The organism is Streptomyces sp. NPDC008137 (assembly GCF_042957035.1).
GTDB lineage: Bacteria > Actinomycetota > Actinomycetes > Streptomycetales > Streptomycetaceae > Streptomyces.
In genome coordinates this window covers 332895-352587 of sequence record NZ_JBIBHN010000004.1, presented here as the reverse complement: position 1 = coordinate 352587, position 19693 = coordinate 332895, and the positions used below count along the sequence as shown (strand labels likewise).

The window sequence follows — 19693 nt, the reverse complement described above, 5'->3', positions numbered from 1 at the left end:
CGAGGCGGGGGCTGTGAGCGGTCGGAGCGTTGCGGTGGAGTCTGACGAGGCCGCGGAAGGAACGCGGTCGCTGGGCTCGTCCGGGTACGCGCCGGGAGCGCAGGTCCTGATCCGCGACGAGTTGTGGCTCGTGCGCCATTGCACGTGGACTCGTGACGGCTGGATGATCGAGGTCACCGGCATCTCGTCGTTTGTCCGCGGCATGGACGCCACGTTCTACGATCGGCTCGACGCCGTTCAGGAGCTGGATCCGCGCGAGACCGAGCTGGTCGCGGACGACTCGCCGAACCACCGCCGCTCCCGGCTCTTCCTTGAGGCGATCATGCGGAAGACGTTTCTGCCGCAGACCGAGCACGGGCTGGCGTTGGCGGACAACTTCCTCATGGACCAGCAGGTCCACCAGCTGCGGCCGGCGGAGCTGGCGCTCTCCATGAAGAATCCGCAGCCGCGGATCTTGATCGCGGACGTGGTGGGGCTCGGCAAGACCCTGGAGATCGGCGTGCTCCTGGCGGAGCTGATCCGGCGCGGGCGCGGTGAGCGGATTCTGGTGGTGACGCCGCAGCATGTCCTGGAGCAGTTCCAGCGGGAGTTGTGGACGCGGTTCGGGATTCCGTTGGTGCGGCTCGACTCGACCGGCATTCAGCGGGTTCAGCAGGACATCCCGGCGGGCCGTAATCCGTTCGCGTACTTCAAGCGCGTGATCATCTCCGTGGACACGCTGAAGAGCGACGTGTACGCGAACCACCTCGAGCACACCGACTGGGACGCCGTCGTCATCGACGAATCCCACAATCTTGTCAACCGCGGTACGAAGAACAACGCGCTGGCCCGTCTGCTGGCCCGCCGGACCGACGCCCTAGTGCTGGCCTCGGCCACGCCGCACAATGGTGACGCCGAGTCGTTCGCCGAGCTGGTCAGGATGCTGGACGAGGCGGCGATCGCCAATCCGCGCCAGTACAAGGTGGAGAACCTCGACCACCTCTACATCCGGCGTACGAAGACCTCGCCCGAGGTCCGAGAGTCACTCAAGGGCGCGTGGGCCGACCGCGGCCCGTCCATGCCGCTCCACGCCGCGGCCACCGACAAGGAGCTCGCGGTCTTCAAGGAGCTGGCCACGCGCTGGATCCCCGGCGACCCGTCAGCGCCGTCGGCCAGCAGGCATCAGCTCGTGCCGTACCGGCTGCTGAAGTCGTTCCTGTCGTCGCACAAAGCCCTGCTGGAGACGATTAAGACCCGGATCGGGAACCTCGACAACCCGCCGCCCGACAAGCCCAACGGCACCAAGCGGCAGACCCGGACCGAGGACCCGGCGGTCCGGGAAGCGGCGCGGAAGGCGGAGAGGGCCGCGCTCGTCGACCTGAGGGATCTCGCCGAGCAGATCGAGGACCAAGACTCCGCCAAGCTGGCGGCGCTGGTCGACGAACTGCGCACCATGGGTGTCGGACCGGGCTCCGACACCCGGGTCGTGGTGTTCTCCGAGAGTATCCCCACCCTCAAGTGGCTGGCAGAGACCGTGCCAGCCATGCTCGGCTTCCGGCTCGCCACCAGCCCGGACGAGAAAAAGCCCTGGCTGGGATATGGCGGAGCCGTGCAGGTCATGCACGGCGAGGCCACCACGGACCAGGACCAGCAGGACATCGTCGAGAAGTTCGGCCTGCGCGACGACCCGGTACGCACCCTGTTCACGGGCGACGTCGCCTCCGAGGGCGTCAACCTCCACCAGCAGTGCCATCTGCTGATCCATTACGACCTGCCGTGGTCCTTGATCCGCATCGAGCAGCGCAACGGCCGTATCGACCGCTACGGCCAGGAACACCGGCCCGAGTTCCGTGCCCTCGTCCTGACCAGCGACATCCCGTGGCGCACCGACGAGGCGACCGGGCAGCCACGCACCCTGGACGACCGCCTGGTGGGCGAGAAGCTCCTCAAGCGCGAGGAGGAGGCGCACCGGATCGAGGGGTCGGCGGAGGCCGTCACCGGTCTCTACCGGGCCAAGGAGGAGGAGAACCGCCTCACTCAGGACCTGATCGCCGGCCACACGGTCGAGGAGTCCATCAAGCAGTCCCAGCAGGGCGGGGCAGCCTTCCTTGCCGGCCTACTCGGCCAGGTGGGTGCGGTGCACGAACACCCAGAGGTGGCCCGCGCGGTGGTCCCGAAGCTCTTCCGGTCCACAGCTGACTACTTCGAGGAGGCGCTGCGACAGGTCTGCCGCCCCAACCCCGAAGACATGCTGTCCCTGCGCCGCGACGACGACGGCACGATCGCCTTCGAACCCCCGCAAGACCTGCTGTACCGACTCAAGGCGCTCCCCAAGTCGTACCTGGACGAGCAACAGATCCTGCCGCGCAAGAACGAACCGGGACGCATCCGCGTCACCTTCTCCAAGGACCTCGCCAGCACCCGCCTGAAGGCGGCACGTGAGACCACCGAGTCGCAGTGGCCCAACGTCTCGTACCTCACCGATGTCCACCCCGTCCTGGACTGGCTCACGGACAAGGTGCTGGTCGAGATCGGCCGCCACAAGGCACCCGTGCTCGCCGCCACGGTGGACAGCCCGACGTACCTGGTGCAGGGCATCTACTCCAACGCGCTCGGCAAGCCCACGGTCGTCGAGTGGATGGCCGTGTCCGGTGTGCCCGGCAGCCCCGTCGTCGAGAGGCTGACCGCTGAGACACTGGAACGCCATGGCGTCGGGCCGAACATGCCCGGCCGCGCCACCCCCCGCGACCTACCCGGCCTCAGCGCACTCGTGCCCGACGCGATCGACGCGGCGCGAAGCCATCTCGTCGCCCTCGAGGCCGAGTACCGCAAGCAGATCGACGGCACCCTCGCCCCCTACCGCGAGCGGGTCGCCGAATGGCGGCAGGAAGCGCTCTTCGCCAGCGCACGGCCGAAGGAGGCGGAGCTCGACCGGACGGCCCAGAGGCGGCTGAAGCTGGTCAACTCCTTGGAGACGGCAGGCGAACCCATGCTGCGCCTGCTGGCCGTCCTCGAACCACACACCGCCGCCGAGGGAGGCACACAGCGATGAGCACCGACTTCGACTCCTTCGCCAACCGCGGCGAATACCTCTCCGCGCACTACTTTGCCGATCAACTCGGTACGGACCTGAAGAAGGGGCTGTTCGCCACCTGGGCATTGCGCGAGGGCGACGAGAACGACCCGCGCAAGACTGCGCGCGAACTGCTGCGCACCCTGCGCACGCCCTACCTCGCAGAGGAGGTGCGCGGATACTTCGCCCATACCACCCAGGCCGACACCGATGACGAGGCCCGCCTCAACACGCACAACAACCCGGAGTGGGCCAAGCGGCTCGCCGAGTGGCACCAGACGGTTCTGCGGGGCCTCGGTTACGACTCCTCGCCGGCCGACCTCACCGTGCACCGCGCCGGACGCGACCACACCCTGCCCGTGGCCTACCACAGCCACGGCGTCATCGCCCTCGACTGCGGCTGGTCCGCCGACAACGACGCGGCCCTGGACGCCGACGGTGCCGGACGCCTGCTCACGCCCTTCCGGGCCGGTTCGGGGGAGTCGTACGAGACGGGGGCGGCGCTGGCCTCCTGGCTCTTCCAGAGCGAACTCGGCGAGGCAGGCGGCCCGCACCCCCGCTTCGTCCTGCTGCTCTGCGGCGGCGTGATCATCCTCGCCGACCGCCGGTCCTGGAACGAAGGCCGCTACCTCGCCGCCAACCTCGACGCCGCGCTGGAACGCAACGACCGCACTCAGCAGGGCGAACTCGCCACCATCGCAGCCCTGTTCAGCCTGGACATGCTCTGCCCCGGCGAGAACGACCAGAGCCGGGCGATCGACGCCCTCCTCAAGTCCTCCGGCGACAACGCGGCCGGCGTCTCCAGCGAACTTCGCTACGGCCTGCAGCACTCCGTGGAGCTCATCGCCAACGAGGTCCTGCACCGGATGGCCGAGCCGGACAACAACGTCACCCCTGCCGACATCGAAGACCCCAAGATCCCCTTCACCAGGGAACTCACCCGCGAGTCGCTGCGCTACCTCTACCGCATCCTGTTCCTGCTGTACGCCGAGGCCCGCCCTGAATTGGGCATCCTGCCCGCCGACGACGGATCGTACGAGTCCGGGTACTCCATGTCCCGGCTGCGCGACCTCGTCGAACGCGACGAGGAGTTGGTGGAGGAGGAGGCGAAGAACGGCTTCCACCTCCACGAATCACTCGACGTCCTGTTCAACAAGGTCAACTACGGCCATCGCGCATATGGCACCGAAGCCGACGACGACCTGCCTGGCGACGACGAGGAGACCCGCAAGGCCAAGGCGGCCCGCCGCATCGAGGGCCGGGGCCTGCGCTTCGAGCCCCTGCGCAGCGAACTCTTCGAACCGGACGCCATCCGCCTCATCGGCCGGGGAGTCATCGACCCGCGCAGCGACGAGGACGAGGCGCCGCGCTGGCTCGACCTGCGCCTGCGCAACGAGGTCCTGCACGAGGTGCTGCGCCTGCTCACTATGAAGAAGGGCCGACGCGGAGAACGAGGCGGCTTCATCTCGTACCGCAACCTCGGCATCGACCAACTCGGCGCCGTCTACGAGGGGTTGATGTCCTACACCGGCATCATCGCCGAGGAGGAGCTGTGCGAGGTGGCCCGGGGCGGCGATCCGGAGCAGGGCTCCTGGCTCATCCCCGCGCGCAAGCAGGACCAGTACCCGGACAAGACCCTCGTCCAGTACGGCGAGCAGGACGCCCGCAAGGGCCTGCGTGGTGTAAAGAAGTACGAGAAGGGCTCCTTCGTCTACCGGCTCGCCGGCCGCGACCGGGAGACCTCCGCCTCCTACTACACCCCCAAGTCGCTGCGACAGGTCACGGTCGAACTCACCCTCAATCACCGTCTCGACCAGGAACGGGACGAGCACGGCAACGTCATCAAGACGCGGGCCGCGGAGCTGCTGAAGTACAAGATCTGCGAACCGGCCCTCGGTTCGGGTGCGTTCCTCAACGAGGCCATCGACCAGGTCGCCGACGAATACCTGCGCCGCCGCCAGGAGGAACTCGGCATCACCATTCCGACCGCCGACGCGATCACCGAGAAGCAGAAGGCCAAGGCGTACATCGCGCTGCACAACGCATACGGCGTCGACCTGAACGCCACGGGTGTCGAGCTGGCCGAGGTGTCTCTGTGGCTCAACACCATGCACCCCGGCATGCGGGCGCCCTGGTTCGGCCTGCACTTGCGTCGCGGCAACTCGCTCATCGGCGGGCGACGAGCGGTGTACGACGGTGACGACGTCTCGGGTGCGGAGAAGGCGTGGCTGAAGGCGAAGGGGGCGCTCGCGCCTACGCCGCTGCCCTTCCTCAAGGACGGTGAAGCTCAGCCGCTGCCGGAGGACGCGGTTCACCAGTTCCTGCTGCCGTGTCCGGGGTGGGCGGCGGCCACCGGGTCCAAGGAGGCCAAGGAACTCGCGAAGATGGGCGTCGAGCAGCTCGCCGCGTGGAAGAAGGGGATTCTCCAGCGCCCCAAGCGCAGCACCGCGCACCTCAACAAGGACGGCAGCCGCAAGATCGATGGCAAGACCGGGAAGCCCAAGGCGGAAGCGTCCTCGCAGTTCACGAAGTTGCGGGATGCCGCTCGGCGGGCCGAGTTCCTGTGGTCTGCCGTCGTCAAGCGTATGGAGCTGTCCGAGCAGGAGATCGCCCGGCGGATCGACGTATGGCAGGCCGACCCGGCCGATCCCGAGTACGCCTTCCTGGAACGTCCTAAGCAGGCGGTGCCGAAGGAGAAGGTGCTGGAGGACCTCTTCAACGCCGTCGATACGCCGTACTGGCGGCTGAAGACCGTCATGGACGCGTGGTGTGCGCTGTGGTTCTGGCCGGTGGAGAAGGTCGGCCTGCTGGACGGGGCCGATGGTGAGTACGCGGTGGGGGCCGATGCCGCTGACATCGGGGACGCAGAGGGGCTGAGCGAGGTGCTCGGCGGGGTGCCGTTGACGGGGGAGCGGGCTGAGGCCGTTCCCGCGGCTGTGGAACCGCGGTTTGTCGAGGCTACGGCGTTGTTCGCGATGGGGCCCGAGCAGACCAGCTTTGAAGACCTTGAGCTGACTGCGGACGACGAAGGGGTCGTCGAGCTTAAGCGCGTCGGGGCATCGAGGTCCAAGCCGGGTGCGTCGAAGGCGGGCACGAACACGCCAGAACGGCGTCGGTTCGTGCCGCTCAAGGAACTCGACGACTGGATCGAGTTCCTGGAAGCGATGCTGGGCACGGCGGATGTGCCCGAAGGGACGCTGCTCGACAGCTTCAAGAGCCTTGAGGCACTGAAGGGCTTCGAGGAGACGCTGCCTGGGTTCATGGGCATGGATGCCGGTAACCCGGAGGACCGGTTTCCGTGGTTGCGGGCGGTGCGGGACATCGCCAAGGAACAGGGGTTCCTGCACTGGGAGTTGGAGTTCGCCCTCGTGTTCGCGCAGGGTGGGGGCTTCGACCTTCAGGTGGGGAATCCGCCCTGGGTGCGGCCGCGCTGGAACGAGTCGGCGGTGCTCGCGGAGCATGAGCCGTGGTTCGAGCTGGAGGCGAAGGCTTCTACGGCGGACAAGGAGCGTCGGCGGGTCGAGGTGCTGGGTAAGGAAGACGCTCGGCGGTATGTCCTGGGCGAGCTGACCAACACCAGTGCGCAAGTTGCCGTGTTCGGATCGTCGCAGATGTATCCGTTGCTGACGGGGACGCAGCCTGATCTGTATCGGGCGTTCATGTCGCAGGTGTGGGCGCATATGTCGGCCGACGGCACGGCCGGGATGGTGCATCCGGATACACACTTCACGGGGGACAAGGAAGGGGCACTGCGGGCGGAGTCGTACCGGAGGCTTCGGATGCACGGGGACTTCGTCAACGCCGGGCAGCGATTCTTCCCGGAGCCGGTTGGCCACACTGCGCACTTCGGGGTGCACGTCTACGGGCGGCCGGGGGAAATCGGCTTCGACCACCTGTCCTGGCTGGTCTCGGCGGATGCCCTACGGAATTCCGGCAAGGATGACGGGTCCGGTGAAGTACCGGGGATTCGGTATCGCAACGGGGAGTTCGACGAGCGGCCCCATCTGGCGCGGGTTGTGCGAGTGGACGCCGGGCAACTGGCGGTCTGGCAGCAGTTGTTGGACGAGGCTGATCAGCCGATCGAGCAGGCGCGGCTGCTGTTTCCGGTCAGCACGGCGGAGGCAGCGGCGATCGAGGCGTTGGCGGGTTATCCGGTGCGGCTTGGGCCGCTGAGGGCCCAGATCTCCTCGGGCTACCACGAGAGCGGCGCCAAAAAGGACAACCTGATCGACTACAACCGGCCTGACCCCAACACGGGACAGAAGTATCAGCCGGATCGGTGGCGCCGCGTCATCCTCAAGGGCACTCAGATCAGCGTCGCGACTCCGGTATTCAAGCGGCATGACGCCAACAGCAACGATCCCTACGGCGCAGATCTTGTCGCCCTTCCGGCGGACTTCGTGCCGGACACGGAGTATGTGCGAGCGCCCGGGAGGAATCAGGCGTACCTGCGTGAGCAGGATCGGTGGATCGACCACTCAGTTCTTGCGCGCCTGAGGGCGTCCGAGAACGCATCCGCGCGCGCACGTCGGCAGATCGCGATCCAACACGGCATTCCTGAAGGGAAGGTGACTCCTGAGCAGATTGATGCCGTGCTTGTCCAGCGGGCCCGTAGGCGGTTCGCCTCGTTCCACCGACTTGCCTGGCGGAAGATGATCGCGCCGAACACGGAGCGAGCGCTGTACGTGGCTCTCATTCCACCTGGCGCCACGCACATCGATGGTGTCCGCAGCGGGCGGGTTGTGGACGACCGCAGTACTGCTCTGTGGGCTGGTTTCTGGGCGTCGTTGCCTATCGACTACGCGCTGCGGCTCTTGGGCGTAGCGAACCTGGACGTCGCACAAGCACAGCGACTACCCGCTCCCACCCCCAACCATCCTTTGGCCCCCGCCCTCCTCCTCCGGACCCTACGTCTCAACTGCCTCACCACCGCCTACGCCGACCTCTGGCAAGACCTCCACGACCCCACCTGGCCCACCCAGGAACCCTGGGCCTGCACCTGGCCAGGCCTCCCGCCCCTGAACGACGTAACCCCCGACTGGACCCCCGACACCCCCCTCCGCACCGAGCGCGCCCGCCGCTCCGCCCTGGTCGAGATCGACGCCCTCGTAGCCGTATGGCTGGGCATGGACGCCGACGCCCTCATCGCCGCGTACCGAGGCCGTTTCCCCGTGCTCCAGAAGTACGAAGCCGTCACCTGGTTCGACGCCAACGGATGGAAGCTCGCCGGCAACGCCCGCACGATCGGCCAGCGTCAGACGAAGGAGACCTGGAAGCAGTTCGAGGCGTACCAAGCCGCCTCGGACACTGCCCCCGTCCCCGACGGCTACACCCTCCCCTTCCACAGGGCGGACCGCGAGCATGAGATGCGTGAGGCGCACGCCTACTTCAAGCAGCGGTTTGAGGAAGCGGTCGCCGACGGCAAGTGGGACCCCGTACTGCAGGAGGTACCGAACCCGTGAGGCCGACTCTCCAGGCGCGCGGGCTCAAGGAGAGCCTGCTGCAGTACCTGTCGACGACGTACGCGCTCACCGACGAGGGCGCTCGCGAGGCGCTGCACCGATTCCTCGGGGACGAGACGTCCGGGATGTTCCGCGGACCGTACCTCCGGATCCGTACGCCCTTCACCGCCGCCGACGACAGCTGGCGCGAGCACCTCGAATGGCAGCGTGAGGGATTCACGCCGTACGCCCACCAGGCCCTCGCCTTCGCCCGGCTGACCTCCGCCAACGGGCACACCCCACAGCCGACCCTTGTCACGACCGGCACGGGATCGGGCAAGACGGAATCCTTCCTCTACCCCGTCCTCGACCACTGCCGCCGGGAGCGCGAGGCCGGGAAGACGGGGGTCAAGGCGGTCCTCCTGTATCCGATGAACGCGCTCGCCACCGACCAGGCGCAGCGCATAAACGACCTGCTCACGCAGAACGAGGCCGGGCTCGGCAAGCTGTGGGCGGGGCTGTACATCGGGGACCGTGCGGCGACCAAGTACGAGAAGGTACGCACCCGGCGATCCGACATGCAGCTGTCGCCGCCGGACATCCTGATCACCAACTACAAGATGCTGGACCTGCTGCTGCAGCGCGAGGACGACGCCCCGCTGTGGCAGGGGACGGACATCCGGTACGTGGTGGTCGACGAGTTCCACACCTATGACGGCGCTCAAGGCACCGACGTGGCCATGCTGCTGCGGCGGCTCGCCTCCGCCGTCGGGGTGTCCGAAAAGGGGCGCCCGCTCGGGTCCATTTGCCCGGTGGCGACCTCCGCGACGCTCGCGTCGGGGACGGACGACGATGGCATGGCGCGGCTGCTCGACGTGGCCACGGATGTCTTCGGTACCGAGTTCACGGCAGAGTCCATCGTCGGGGAGAACCGGCTGTCGGTCGAGGAGTTCGTTCCGCTCACCGACGTCAAGATGCAGGGTCTTCCCACGCCGGACGAGATGCTGGCGCTGCCCGATCCCGCCTCTGGCGAAGAGGCTCTGCTCGACCTCATCGAGTCCGTGACCGGCATCCGCGACAAGGATCCGCTCCTGCTCGGCGAGAACCTGAAGCGACACCTGTTCACCCGAGCCGTGATGCAGGCGCTGGACGGTGAGGTGAAGAACAGCGCCGAGGTGCTGGACGTCATGTGGCGCGCCGGTGCAGCCGGTTGGGCCGAGGCGGTGGCCCGGCAGCCGGAGAAAGCGGCTGAGGCGCTGGCCAGGTTCGTGGCGTTGTTGTCGTACGCGCGGGATCCGAAGTCGCCGCCGGGGGAGCCGCGGCCGTTCGTGCATGTCGAGGTGCACCAGTGGGCCCGGTCGGTGTCGAGGCTGCTGCGTGGCGTACTGCCGTGGCCGAAGGCGGAGTTCCGGTGGGACGCCGCTGGGCTGGCCGACGCGAGCGCGAGTGACAGCGGACGTCCGGCTCCCGTGACGACGGCGACCTCGGGGCAGAACGCCAACCTTTTCCTGCCGGCCGTCTACTGCCGTGACTGCGGGCGGTCGGGCTGGGCGGTGTTTTCGCCGGAGAGCGACGACCACGACGTCCAGTTCGACACCTTCAAGATCCGGCGCGCCTCGCTCGGCCAGGACAAGGCGCGCGTGCGGAACCTGATCGCTGCGACCGAGCGAGAGGCGCGGGAAGGGTCCGGCGCGGCGCCCATGGCCGGCGGGGGCAGGGGCACGAACGGCGCCTCGGCAGGGCAGGGCGCCGGCGGGCTGCTCATGGTGCTCGACGGCGCGCGTAAGCGTCTGCGGCTGCCAGACCCCCTCAACGACTACGACAAGGACACCAAAGAGCCGCGGCTTACGGCCCGCGACTCGGCTTTCGTGCTGGTCCACTTCGGTGGCACCGTCGCCAACACCGCGGCTCGAGAGGACTGGTGCCCGGCCTGCGGTGAGCGCAACGCGATCCGCTTCCTGGGTACCGGGTCGGCGGCGATGGCCGCGGCCTCGATCACGCAGCTGTTTACGGGCGGGGAGCTCGACAAGGAGCTGCACGAGAACAAGACGCTGATGTTCAACGACTCGGTGCAGGACGCCGCGCACCGGGCCGGATTCGTCGCGAACCGGTCGTACACCTTCTCGCTGCGCGCGCTGCTGGCCAAGCACCTGAGCCACGACGAGCCGACCGCGCTCAACGATCTGATCGCGAACGTCGTCGAGGCCACCACCGACAAGGACACGCTCGCCGCCGTCGTGCCACCCGATCTGCACGTCTACAGGGGAGTTGACCGGCTGCTGTCCGGTCAGGGGCGTGGTGGCGGCCTGCCGGTGTGGCGGCTGATCGGGCAACGGCTCGCCTTCGAGGCGCTGATGGAGTTCGGGTTCCGGTCCCGCAATGGCCGTACGCTGGAGCTGACCCGTACCGCCGCCGCGCAGGTGCGCATCGACGACACGGCGGCCGTGGTGGCGCTGGTCCGGCGGATCCATGAGGAGTGCGTGCGCGACGGGGTGCCGTTGGTCGCCCAGGACGACGCCCGCTACTTGGCGTTCGTACGGATCTTCCTGGAGCGGTTGCGGACCCGCGGGGCCGTCGCGCACAAGTGGCTGAACAAGTACATGGACGAGGCGGGTACCAGCCGGTACTTCGTCTGGGGCGGGCGCGCGCCGGGGATGAAGGCGTTCCCCAAGCGAGTGGCGGCACCCGTGTTCCTGCTCAACCAGCCCAAGAACGGCAGCGAGTTCGACTTCGCCACCGGCCGGCTCTCCTGGTACGAGCGGTGGGTCGGCCGCTGCCTGGAGCTACCGCGTGAGCTGGCACCGGAGTTCTGGTCGAAACTGCTGCCCGAACTGGCCGCTCTCGGACTGTTGTCGGTACGCACCCCGCAGGACACGTCGCTGCGGGTCTACGGGCTCAAGCCGGGCAACATCGAGGCCCGGCTGCTGGACGACGAACACGTGCGGCACGCCTATGTGCGCTGCCCGGTGTGCTTCTGGGAGCAGACGGTGCATCCGTTGCTGCTGGACCAGTGGCACGAGCAGCCCTGTCCCTCGTACCGCTGCCGCCGGGGCCGTCTGGTCGCCGGCGACCGGCCCGAGGGGCTCGGAGTCCACCATCGTGACCGGGACTACACCCGCGACTACTACCGGAGCCTCTACCGCGGGGCCGGTACCTATCAGGTGGTCACCGCCGAGCACACCGGCATGCTCACCCGCCCGCAGCGCGAGCAGGTCGAGCAGGCCTTCAAGCGGCGTGAGGGATTCAAGGACCCCAACGTGCTGTCCTGCACGCCGACGCTGGAGATGGGCATCGACATCGGTGACCTGTCGGCGGTGGTGCTGGCCGCGCTGCCGCGCCGCCCGGCCTCGTACGCACAGCAGGTCGGGCGCGCCGGCCGCCGTACGGGCAACGCGTTCTTGCTGACGATCCCGGACCGCAGGCGCCGGGACCTGTACTTCCTGGAGCGTCCCAAGGACCTAATCGCGGGCACGATCGTGCCCCCGGGCTGTTATCTGTCGGCCATCGAGATCCTGCGCCGCCAGTACCTGGCCCACCTGCTCGACCACGCCGCCGCCGGACGGCTGGTGCGCGCGGACGGGATCGTGCTGCGGGCCCTGCCGCACAAGGCGCCGCGCCTGTTCGGACCGTCGGGGTATCTCGTCGACCTGGTGGAACTGGCCATCGCCCAGGGTGAAGAACTCGCCAAGCAATTCCTGGAGTTGTTCCCCACCGGTGTCAGCAACCAGGCCGAGGAGGACCTGATCAGGTACGCCACGCACGAACTGCGCGGCAAGGTCGAGGAGGCCGAACGGGAGTGGTTCCGGGGCGAACGCGCGCTGCGGGCCCGGCTGAAGGAGATCGACGAGGCCCACGACGAGCTACACGAGTCCGACCCGGACCAGGCCCGGCAGAAGGCCGAACTCGACGCCGAACGGCGCGGTGTCGGGCGGCGTCTGATGAACCTGGGCGAGACCCCCGCGCAGACCGCGCTGTGCGACCTGGGGCTGCTGCCGAACTATGCCCTGATCGACTCCACGACCATCCTGTCAGCGACCTTGTACGGCGAGGACGGCGTAGACCCCGAGACGAAGAAGACGAAGTACACCTCCGACACGTACGCCTATGAGCGGCCCCGGCGCATCGCGCTGGAGGAACTGGCACCCGGCAACACCTTCTACGTCAACGGCTACAAGCACCAGATCAGCGGCCTGGAGATCGCCACGGGCGGTAAGCAGGAGTGGCGTACCTGGCGGGTGTGCCCCGGCTGCGGCTACGTCCGTACCGAGAACGCTGCCGAGGACCGCTCACCGTGCCCGCGATGCAAGACCGCGCACATTGCCGACGACGGCTCGTGCCTGTTCCAGATCGTCGAACCCGCCACCGTCACCTCGCGCGACAAGCGAGAGGACGCCCGGATCCGCGACGACAAGGACGACCGCGACCGCCGTTCCTACGCCGTGGTGGACGCGGTGGACATCCCGGAGGCGGACATCGAGCCCGGCTCGTGGCGGCACAAGCACCAGACGTTCGGGGTCGACTACTGCCGCCGCGCCATGATCCGGCGGATCAACGTCGGGCCGGTCCGCTACGACGCCCAGTCCCGTGACGACTTCGTCGGCCACCTGGTGCGGCTCAACCCGTTCCACGTGTGCACCGCGTGCGGCGCGGCCAGCGCCGACGGACAGCCCGTCTTCGACCACGACACCGACGAACTGGACTCCCTCGCCGCCCGCAGTGGTCGCCTCAAGCACCACCGCCCGTGGTGCCCGCTGCGCCGCGGCAAGAAGACCGGCGCCCGCGAGGAGCCGGTGCTGCTCGCCCACCAGCTGCAGACCGAGGCACTACGGGTGCTCATCCCGGCCGCCACCGCAGACGTCGACGCCAAGGTGCACTCCTTCCGGTCCGCACTGCGGCTCGGCGTGGACCTGCACTTCGGGGGCGACCCGCAGCACCTGGCCACCACGGTCGCCTCCATGCCGGACACCGGCAGCGGGGAGCGACGCTGGTTCCTGGTGCTCTTCGACTCCCTGCCCGGCGGCACCGGCTACCTGGACCGGCTCACCGACCGGGACGCCTTCCGCGACACCCTCCTGGCGGCGTACGAGGCGCTGAAGAACTGCCCGTGCGCCGAGGAACAGCGCCGCGCCTGCCACCGCTGCCTGCACCGCTACACCCCGGAGCCCTTCCAGGACATCGTCTCGCGCCAGTCCGCGCTGACCATGCTGGAGTCCCTGCTGTTCACGAAGGACGGCGAGAACGGCTGGGAGATCGACGACGTCGAGCACACCGGGCTCGTCGGCCTGGACGCCCAGGTGGAGTCCGACCTGGAGGCCCGCTTCCTGGCCGCCCTGCGCGACTGGGTGAAGGTCACCGACGACGCCTCCCTGGACGAAGACGGCCACGCCAGCGGCCACCTCCGCTTCACCAGCAGTGCCGACGAATCCAGCGGCTCCGGTGTGATGCACTGGCGGCTCACCGCCCAGCAGCAACTCCGCGGCACCGTCAGCGACTTCACCTTCACCCGCGTCGACGGCCCCGCCCAGAGCGTCAAGGTTTACCTCGAAGGCTTCCGCTTCCACGCCAGCCGCGAGCACAACCAGATCGCCGCCGACGCAGCCAAGCGCACTCGCCTGCGCGCTGACGGAGAGATCGTCTTCCAGGTTACCTGGGCCGACATCGACCTGTTCGAGAACCGGCCCGCCCGCACAAAGCCTGTCTGGCCGCCCTACCGGGGCACCGCGCAGGAGGGAGCTAAGACGGCGTACGAACAGTACGGCGGCCAGCGCGCCCACTTCGCCGGAGCCGTCTTCGCCAACCCCATCGACACGCTGATCGCCTACCTGCGCGATCCGGACCCCGAGCGCTGGACCCGTCGGGCCCGCGCGCTCGTCACCGGGCTGACGGCCCAGCCCGGCACGGCCCCGGTCGCCGCGACCGGACGGCGCAGCGAACTCGTCGCCGCCCTGCGTGGCCAGCTAGCCACGTTCTCCGCCGCCGACCGCAACGATCAGCCGGTCGTCCCGGACGTCGCCGGCATCGGACCCGTGCATGTTTTCCGCTCACAGGACGACACCGGGCTGCCGATCGTGTTCGCGGTGGACGGTGCCAACCCCGAGAAGCTGAAATGGACCGCGCTCACCGTCCTCGACGACAGCGACGCCGTTCTGGACACCGACGAGCACAAGGAACGCTGGCGGGCCTGGCTGTACTGGAGCAACCTCACCCAGTTCCTCTCGTCCGCCGGTGGCGACGGTGTGCAGCTCGCCACCAGCAAAGCCGCCGAATTCGAGGTCGAGGTCCTTGCCGTCTGCGGCGGACTCGGTGAGCTCGACTCGCTCATCGGCGTACCCGCCGTCACGGTCAAGCCAGCCGACCCGAGCCCGGAAGAGGACTCGGCGGCCGAGCAGGCCGTCGCCCGGCTCCTGCGTGACGCGGCCTGGGACGAAGAGATCCTGGAGATCCTGCGCGAGGAGCCCGTCGAGGCACCTGACCTGCTCCGCCTCGCCGAGGTGCTCGCCGACCGGGGCAAGCGGGCGCCCGTCTTCGGCTACGAACTGGGCAGCACCAGCCGCTGGCCGGCCGACTTCGCATGGCACGTCTCCGGCGTGAAGATCGCCGTGGTCCCCGCACCCACGAGCGAGGACGACGACGAGGCACACCGGCGCGACGCCGCCTACACCGCGGACGGCTGGACCGTACGAACCGCGGCCGCATGGCTCGACCACCTCGACGAGCTGATCGCCCAGCTCCCCGACACGGAAGAAGGCACACCCCGATGACCGCCCGGCTCCGCCTGTACCGCAAGGCCGAACAGGAGCTGTACAAGCTCGACCGCTCGGTGAAGTCGGACTTCTACAACTTCTGTCACCACTTCCGGGACAACCCCGAGCTACCGGGCCTGCGCAAGAAGCAGCTCAAGGGCGACTCACGCATCTGGTCAGCCCGCGTCAGCAAGGACTATCGGGCCCTGCTGACCCCCACCGGCGTCGACGCGGACGGTATCGAGAGCTGGCTGCTCATCGCCGTCCGCCACCGCAAGGACGTTTACGAAGAGCTCCAGGTCGCCGTCAACCGCGTCACCGGTGAGATCGAGTTCGTCGACCTGTCGGTCGTCGGCCAGAGTGCTCTGCGCAGAGCCGGCATCACGCTGACCCCGGCGGAGCCCGAGCCTGAGACGAAGCCGCAGGCCGTGGAGCCTGTCCCCGAGCCGGTACCCGCGGCACCGGCCCTGCTGTCCGCGTACGACGCCGGGCAGCTACGTGAGCTCGGCGTCGCGGAACAGCTCATCGAGCTGGCGCTGACCGCGACGACCAGCGAGGAGCTTGACCAACTCGTCGAAGGTGCTCCGCTGTTGTCGAAGGACGTCCTGTACGGCCTCGCCGCCGGGATGAACATCGACGACGTACGCCGCGAGATCACCGCACCCGTCGAGCTCGACGAGCGCCCCGACCTCGACGACTTCGCGGCCGCCCTGTCGCGCACGAAGGTCACCACGGTCGACGACGACGTACGCGACGCCATCGAAGAAGGCGACTTCCGCGCCTGGAAGGTCTTCCTCCACCCGACCCAGGAACGCCTGGTCCACCGCCACTACAAAGGCCCCGCCCGGGTCTCGGGCGGCCCCGGCACTGGCAAGACCATCGTCGCCCTGCACCGTGTCAAGCACCTCGTCGAGCAGCTGCCTCCCGGCCACAGCAAGCCGATCCTGCTGACCACCTTCACCAAGAACCTCACCACCGACCTACGGCTCAGGCTCGCCTCCCTGATCGAACCCGAGCTCCTGGCCCGCGTCGACATCGCCCACATCGACCAGCTCGCCGCGCGCGTCCTCGGCGAGAACACCGCCCCCGGACGCGGAAAGCAGCGCGTGTACGACCACGTGGCCCTCAACGAGATGCGCCAACTGCTCGCCGAACTCGACGACCGGCGCTTCGAGCCGGAGTTCCTGCTGGAGGAGTGGGAACAGGTCATCCTCGGCCAGGCCGTCGCCACCCGCTCCGACTACTTCAACGCCCGCCGGGCCGGTCGCGGCCGGGCGCTGACCCGCCCCGAGCGCAACCACGTCTGGAAGCTCATCGAGCAGTTCACCGCTCGCCTTGACAAGCTGGGCGTGGAAACCTGGGGCCAGGCCGCCGAGCGCGCCGCCCGACACGAGATCGAGCGTGCCGCGAAGATCAGGGCCCGCCGCGAGTACAAAGAAGATATCGGCGGCAAGGACCTAATCCACCGCGACAACAGCTCCGGAATGCGCTACCTCGGCTACCGCTACCGGCACATCGTCGTCGACGAGGCCCAGGACCTGCGCCCCGCGCACTGGAAGATGCTGCGCGCCATGGCCGACCCCGACCTGCCCAATGACCTGTTCATCGCCGGCGACACCCACCAGCGCATCTACGACCACCAAGTCGCCCTCGGCGCCCTCGGCATCAATATCCGCGGCCGAGCCTCCCGCCTGACCCTAAGCTACCGCACGACCAAAGAGATCCTCGCCGAGGCCCTCCGCGTCGTGGAGCCCAAGGAGAACAGCGGGAAGATCACCTACGACGATCTCGATGACGGCACCGACAACCTGGCCGGATACCGTTCCGTGCTCCACGGCCCGAAGCCGGGCTTTGTTCCGTATGAGACCTGGGAGGACGAACTTGGTGGCCTCGCGGCCACCTTGACGACCTGGCGTGCAGAGCTGTCGACCGACGAGAACGGAGCGTCTCTCGACCCCAGCGGCCGGATCGCCGTGTGCGTCGCCGACCGCGACATGGTTAGCCAGACCATGTACTACCTGGAGACGAAGGCGGGCATCACCTGCGCCGAGCTCACCAAGGAAGGCCCCAAGGGCGACGGTGAGATTCACGTGGGTACCATGCATCGCTTCAAGGGCCTGGAATACCAACGCCTCGCCATCGTCGGCGCCAGCGACGGCATCATTCCGCGCACCAGCGCGATCGAGCGCTATCGAACCGAGGACCCGCCCCGCTACGAGCGCGAACAGCGCAAGGCCCGCTCTCTACTGTTCGTCGCCGCCACCCGTGCTCGCGACGCCCTCAACATCAGCTGGCACGACAAGCCCAGTCCCTTCCTGCCGACCGGAGGAGCCGGTGGCGCACCTGGGCCGGCAGCCGTTTATGGAGCTCCGGCCCGGGAGAGGGAACTCGGTTCGTAGCGCAGTTGGTAGGAACGTACGCCAGCGCCATTCATGCGGTAGAGCGTGATCGCGGACAGGAACTGCTCCTTGACCTGAACGGTGCGATGGCGTTCCTTCTCCCCAATGCCACTGATCCATTCCTCGATGTGCTCTGGGAGTTTGAAGGTCAACTCATAGGCGCCAACCTCATCTGCGGGCGCGAGCGTCCACTCCGCGGCGGCCCCCGTGCCTCGCCGTCTGATCCGCACCGTATGGTCGGGCTTGGTCTCCACGTACTCCAGGAATCCTCGGTGATCACTAGCGGCGAGCGGCAGGATGAATGGCGCGGCAGGGAAACCGAGGAGGAGTTCCGCGTCGCTGTGCTGCCGGAGCGCCGTGGCGAAGTCATCAATTACCGTGCCAGCGGCCTGCTTGAACTTCCCCTCGGGGATGGAGACAGGTGGCAGCTCCAGCGGGGACGTCCCGAGTGCCTTCCGCAGCCGGGATCGCATCCAATTCAGCGGGAACGGGACCGACTTCGACAGATGCTGCTGTGCCGCGAACAGGCTCGTCGCCGTGGCTCCGATGTTGCCGAGCAGCCAGGTGAAGGAGGCACCCGACAGGTCCACGAGAGAGATCTGATGGGCGAGCGCGTACTTCTGGGCGTCGGCGGTGAAACCGCCCGCGGAGAACAAGGCGTACGAGTACTTGTACCGCTGCCGGGGCCGCGTCCCGGCGCCCGTCATGAAGTTCTCGTTCACGTCGTGCATCACGCCGTGGGCGTTCCGCACGACCTCCAACTCACAGCGCGTCTGGTAGTACTTGGCCTCCAGAAACAGCCGCACCGGCATAGAAAACGCAGGGGTGAAGGCGAACTCCCCGAGAACATCGACCTGGTGGAGCGCACCCCGCCCTCGGACCCGGAGAGTCTGGCCCTCCGTCACCAACTCGACCGGGTCCTGATTTTCGTGGACGAGAAGCCGGTAGCCGCTGAAGCGCAGCAGCCAGGCCAGGGACTCTTCTAGTAAGTAGCCCCGCAATGACGAGTCCTTGAGCACCCTGGTGCTCCTTCCCGCTGAGCCGAACACGCACAGGCAACGTGATCATCTCATTCGGGCGGGGGGGGCGAGGGCGGCCATGTGACGAGTCACTGCAGGTTGGCGAACAGGTTGGCGAGGGCCTTCTTCCGCGCGTGGTTTGGGTGACCTTCGAAAGTGCAGAGCGGACAATCCGTGGGTTCCACAGACGTCGAGTCCAGCGGGGCACCTCCGCGCGTGCGGAGCGGAGCGGGACAGTCGAGACTCGCAAAGCTCGCTGCCTGTATCAACGGCTGGGCGCCGGAGGTTCAGTGACGTGGGCGGCAGCCCCAAGGTCGTCCATCGCCTTTCGGCGCTGGACTTCTTGGGATTGCCCACGAGCAGCGGACTGATCGTGGCCACTGCGTGGAACAGGGTGGGCCAGCCGCGGTCCGAGAGGGGGACAGGGGCGTGGGTGGGTTGTTGAGCCTGGTCGGGCAGCGTGCTGTTGAGTGCGGAGGGCCGAAAAATTGAACGATAGGCGTGTATAGCGTCCCGGCAGCATTCCCGATATGGAGCCTCTGTGAAACTTGTTGGTGGATTCCGCTAACCTGCCTGTGTGTACGACGCATTGGGGGAATCGGGCCCTGCCGTCCGTCAGCAGGCCGCAGTTGGCGAGAAGAAGGCACGTCGGGCTAGGGCGTGCAGTCGCGGAGATTGCGCAATCGCGTGGGGCAGGGGAGCGGGTTCGTGCGACGTAAGTGGGCGTAGCTCGACGCGGACGGCGCCAGGGTTGTGGCTGCCGTGGTGGAGATCGCGCGTGCTGGCGGGGATGCATGGACCGCCGGAGCGGTCGCCCGTGGTGTTGCAGGCCGCGGCTGGCGTCAGGTCTGACCGGGAGGCGTTGCTGCCCGCCGAGGGGGATACGTCTTGGTGTGTTGTGTGTCGTTAAGTTGCGCTTAGCGGTAACGGCCAAGAGCTGCACGGCCGACGGGGACGGCGCCCGAGGGCGTGTTCGGCAGCAGACCGTTGATGTCAGTGGGCTCTAGTGTGACGCGGAGGACCGTTCCATGCCCGGGGG

The 19693-nt window shown here is 68.0% G+C and carries 5 protein-coding genes; 4 read left to right on the top strand and 1 reads right to left on the bottom strand.

All coding sequences use genetic code 11. The features are described from left to right. Nucleotides 1–34: 34 nt before the first annotated feature. The 4 genes from ACFZBT_RS09585 to ACFZBT_RS09570 are packed head-to-tail and all read left to right on the top strand — an operon-like array spanning nucleotide 35 to nucleotide 17635. A complete protein-coding gene (locus ACFZBT_RS09585; protein WP_391100518.1) occupies nucleotides 35–3031 on the top strand; it encodes an SNF2-related protein in 2997 nt (998 codons plus the stop codon). Continuing rightward, complete coding sequence (locus tag ACFZBT_RS09580) at nucleotides 3028–8514, top strand: hypothetical protein (RefSeq protein WP_391100516.1); 5487 nt, start codon at nucleotides 3028–3030, stop codon at nucleotides 8512–8514. The genes ACFZBT_RS09585 and ACFZBT_RS09580 overlap by 4 nt, the downstream gene beginning before the upstream one ends. Beyond that, a complete protein-coding gene (locus tag ACFZBT_RS09575; protein ID WP_391100514.1) occupies nucleotides 8511–15254 on the top strand; it encodes a DEAD/DEAH box helicase in 6744 nt (2247 codons plus the stop codon). Before ACFZBT_RS09580 ends, ACFZBT_RS09575 begins: the two co-directional genes overlap by 4 nt. Then, complete coding sequence (locus ACFZBT_RS09570; protein WP_391100511.1) at nucleotides 15251–17635, top strand: UvrD-helicase domain-containing protein; 2385 nt, start codon at nucleotides 15251–15253, stop codon at nucleotides 17633–17635. The genes ACFZBT_RS09575 and ACFZBT_RS09570 overlap by 4 nt, the downstream gene beginning before the upstream one ends. Here ACFZBT_RS09570 and ACFZBT_RS09565 read toward each other — a convergent pair. Further along, nucleotides 17596–18654 carry a hypothetical protein gene (locus ACFZBT_RS09565; protein WP_391100508.1) on the bottom strand — a complete coding sequence of 353 codons (1059 nt, stop codon included), beginning with the start codon at nucleotides 18652–18654 and terminating at the stop codon, nucleotides 17596–17598. The genes ACFZBT_RS09570 and ACFZBT_RS09565 overlap by 40 nt on opposite strands. Nucleotides 18655–19693 lie beyond the last annotated feature (1039 nt).

Bases quoted from the DNA above. Each gene is read 5' to 3' on its own strand.
- ACFZBT_RS09580 (WP_391100516.1), top strand. From the start codon at position 3,028: ATGAGCACCGACTTCGACTCCTTCGCCAACCGCGGCGAATACCTCTCC.
- ACFZBT_RS09570 (WP_391100511.1), top strand. From the start codon at position 15,251: ATGACCGCCCGGCTCCGCCTGTACCGCAAGGCCGAACAGGAGCTGTAC.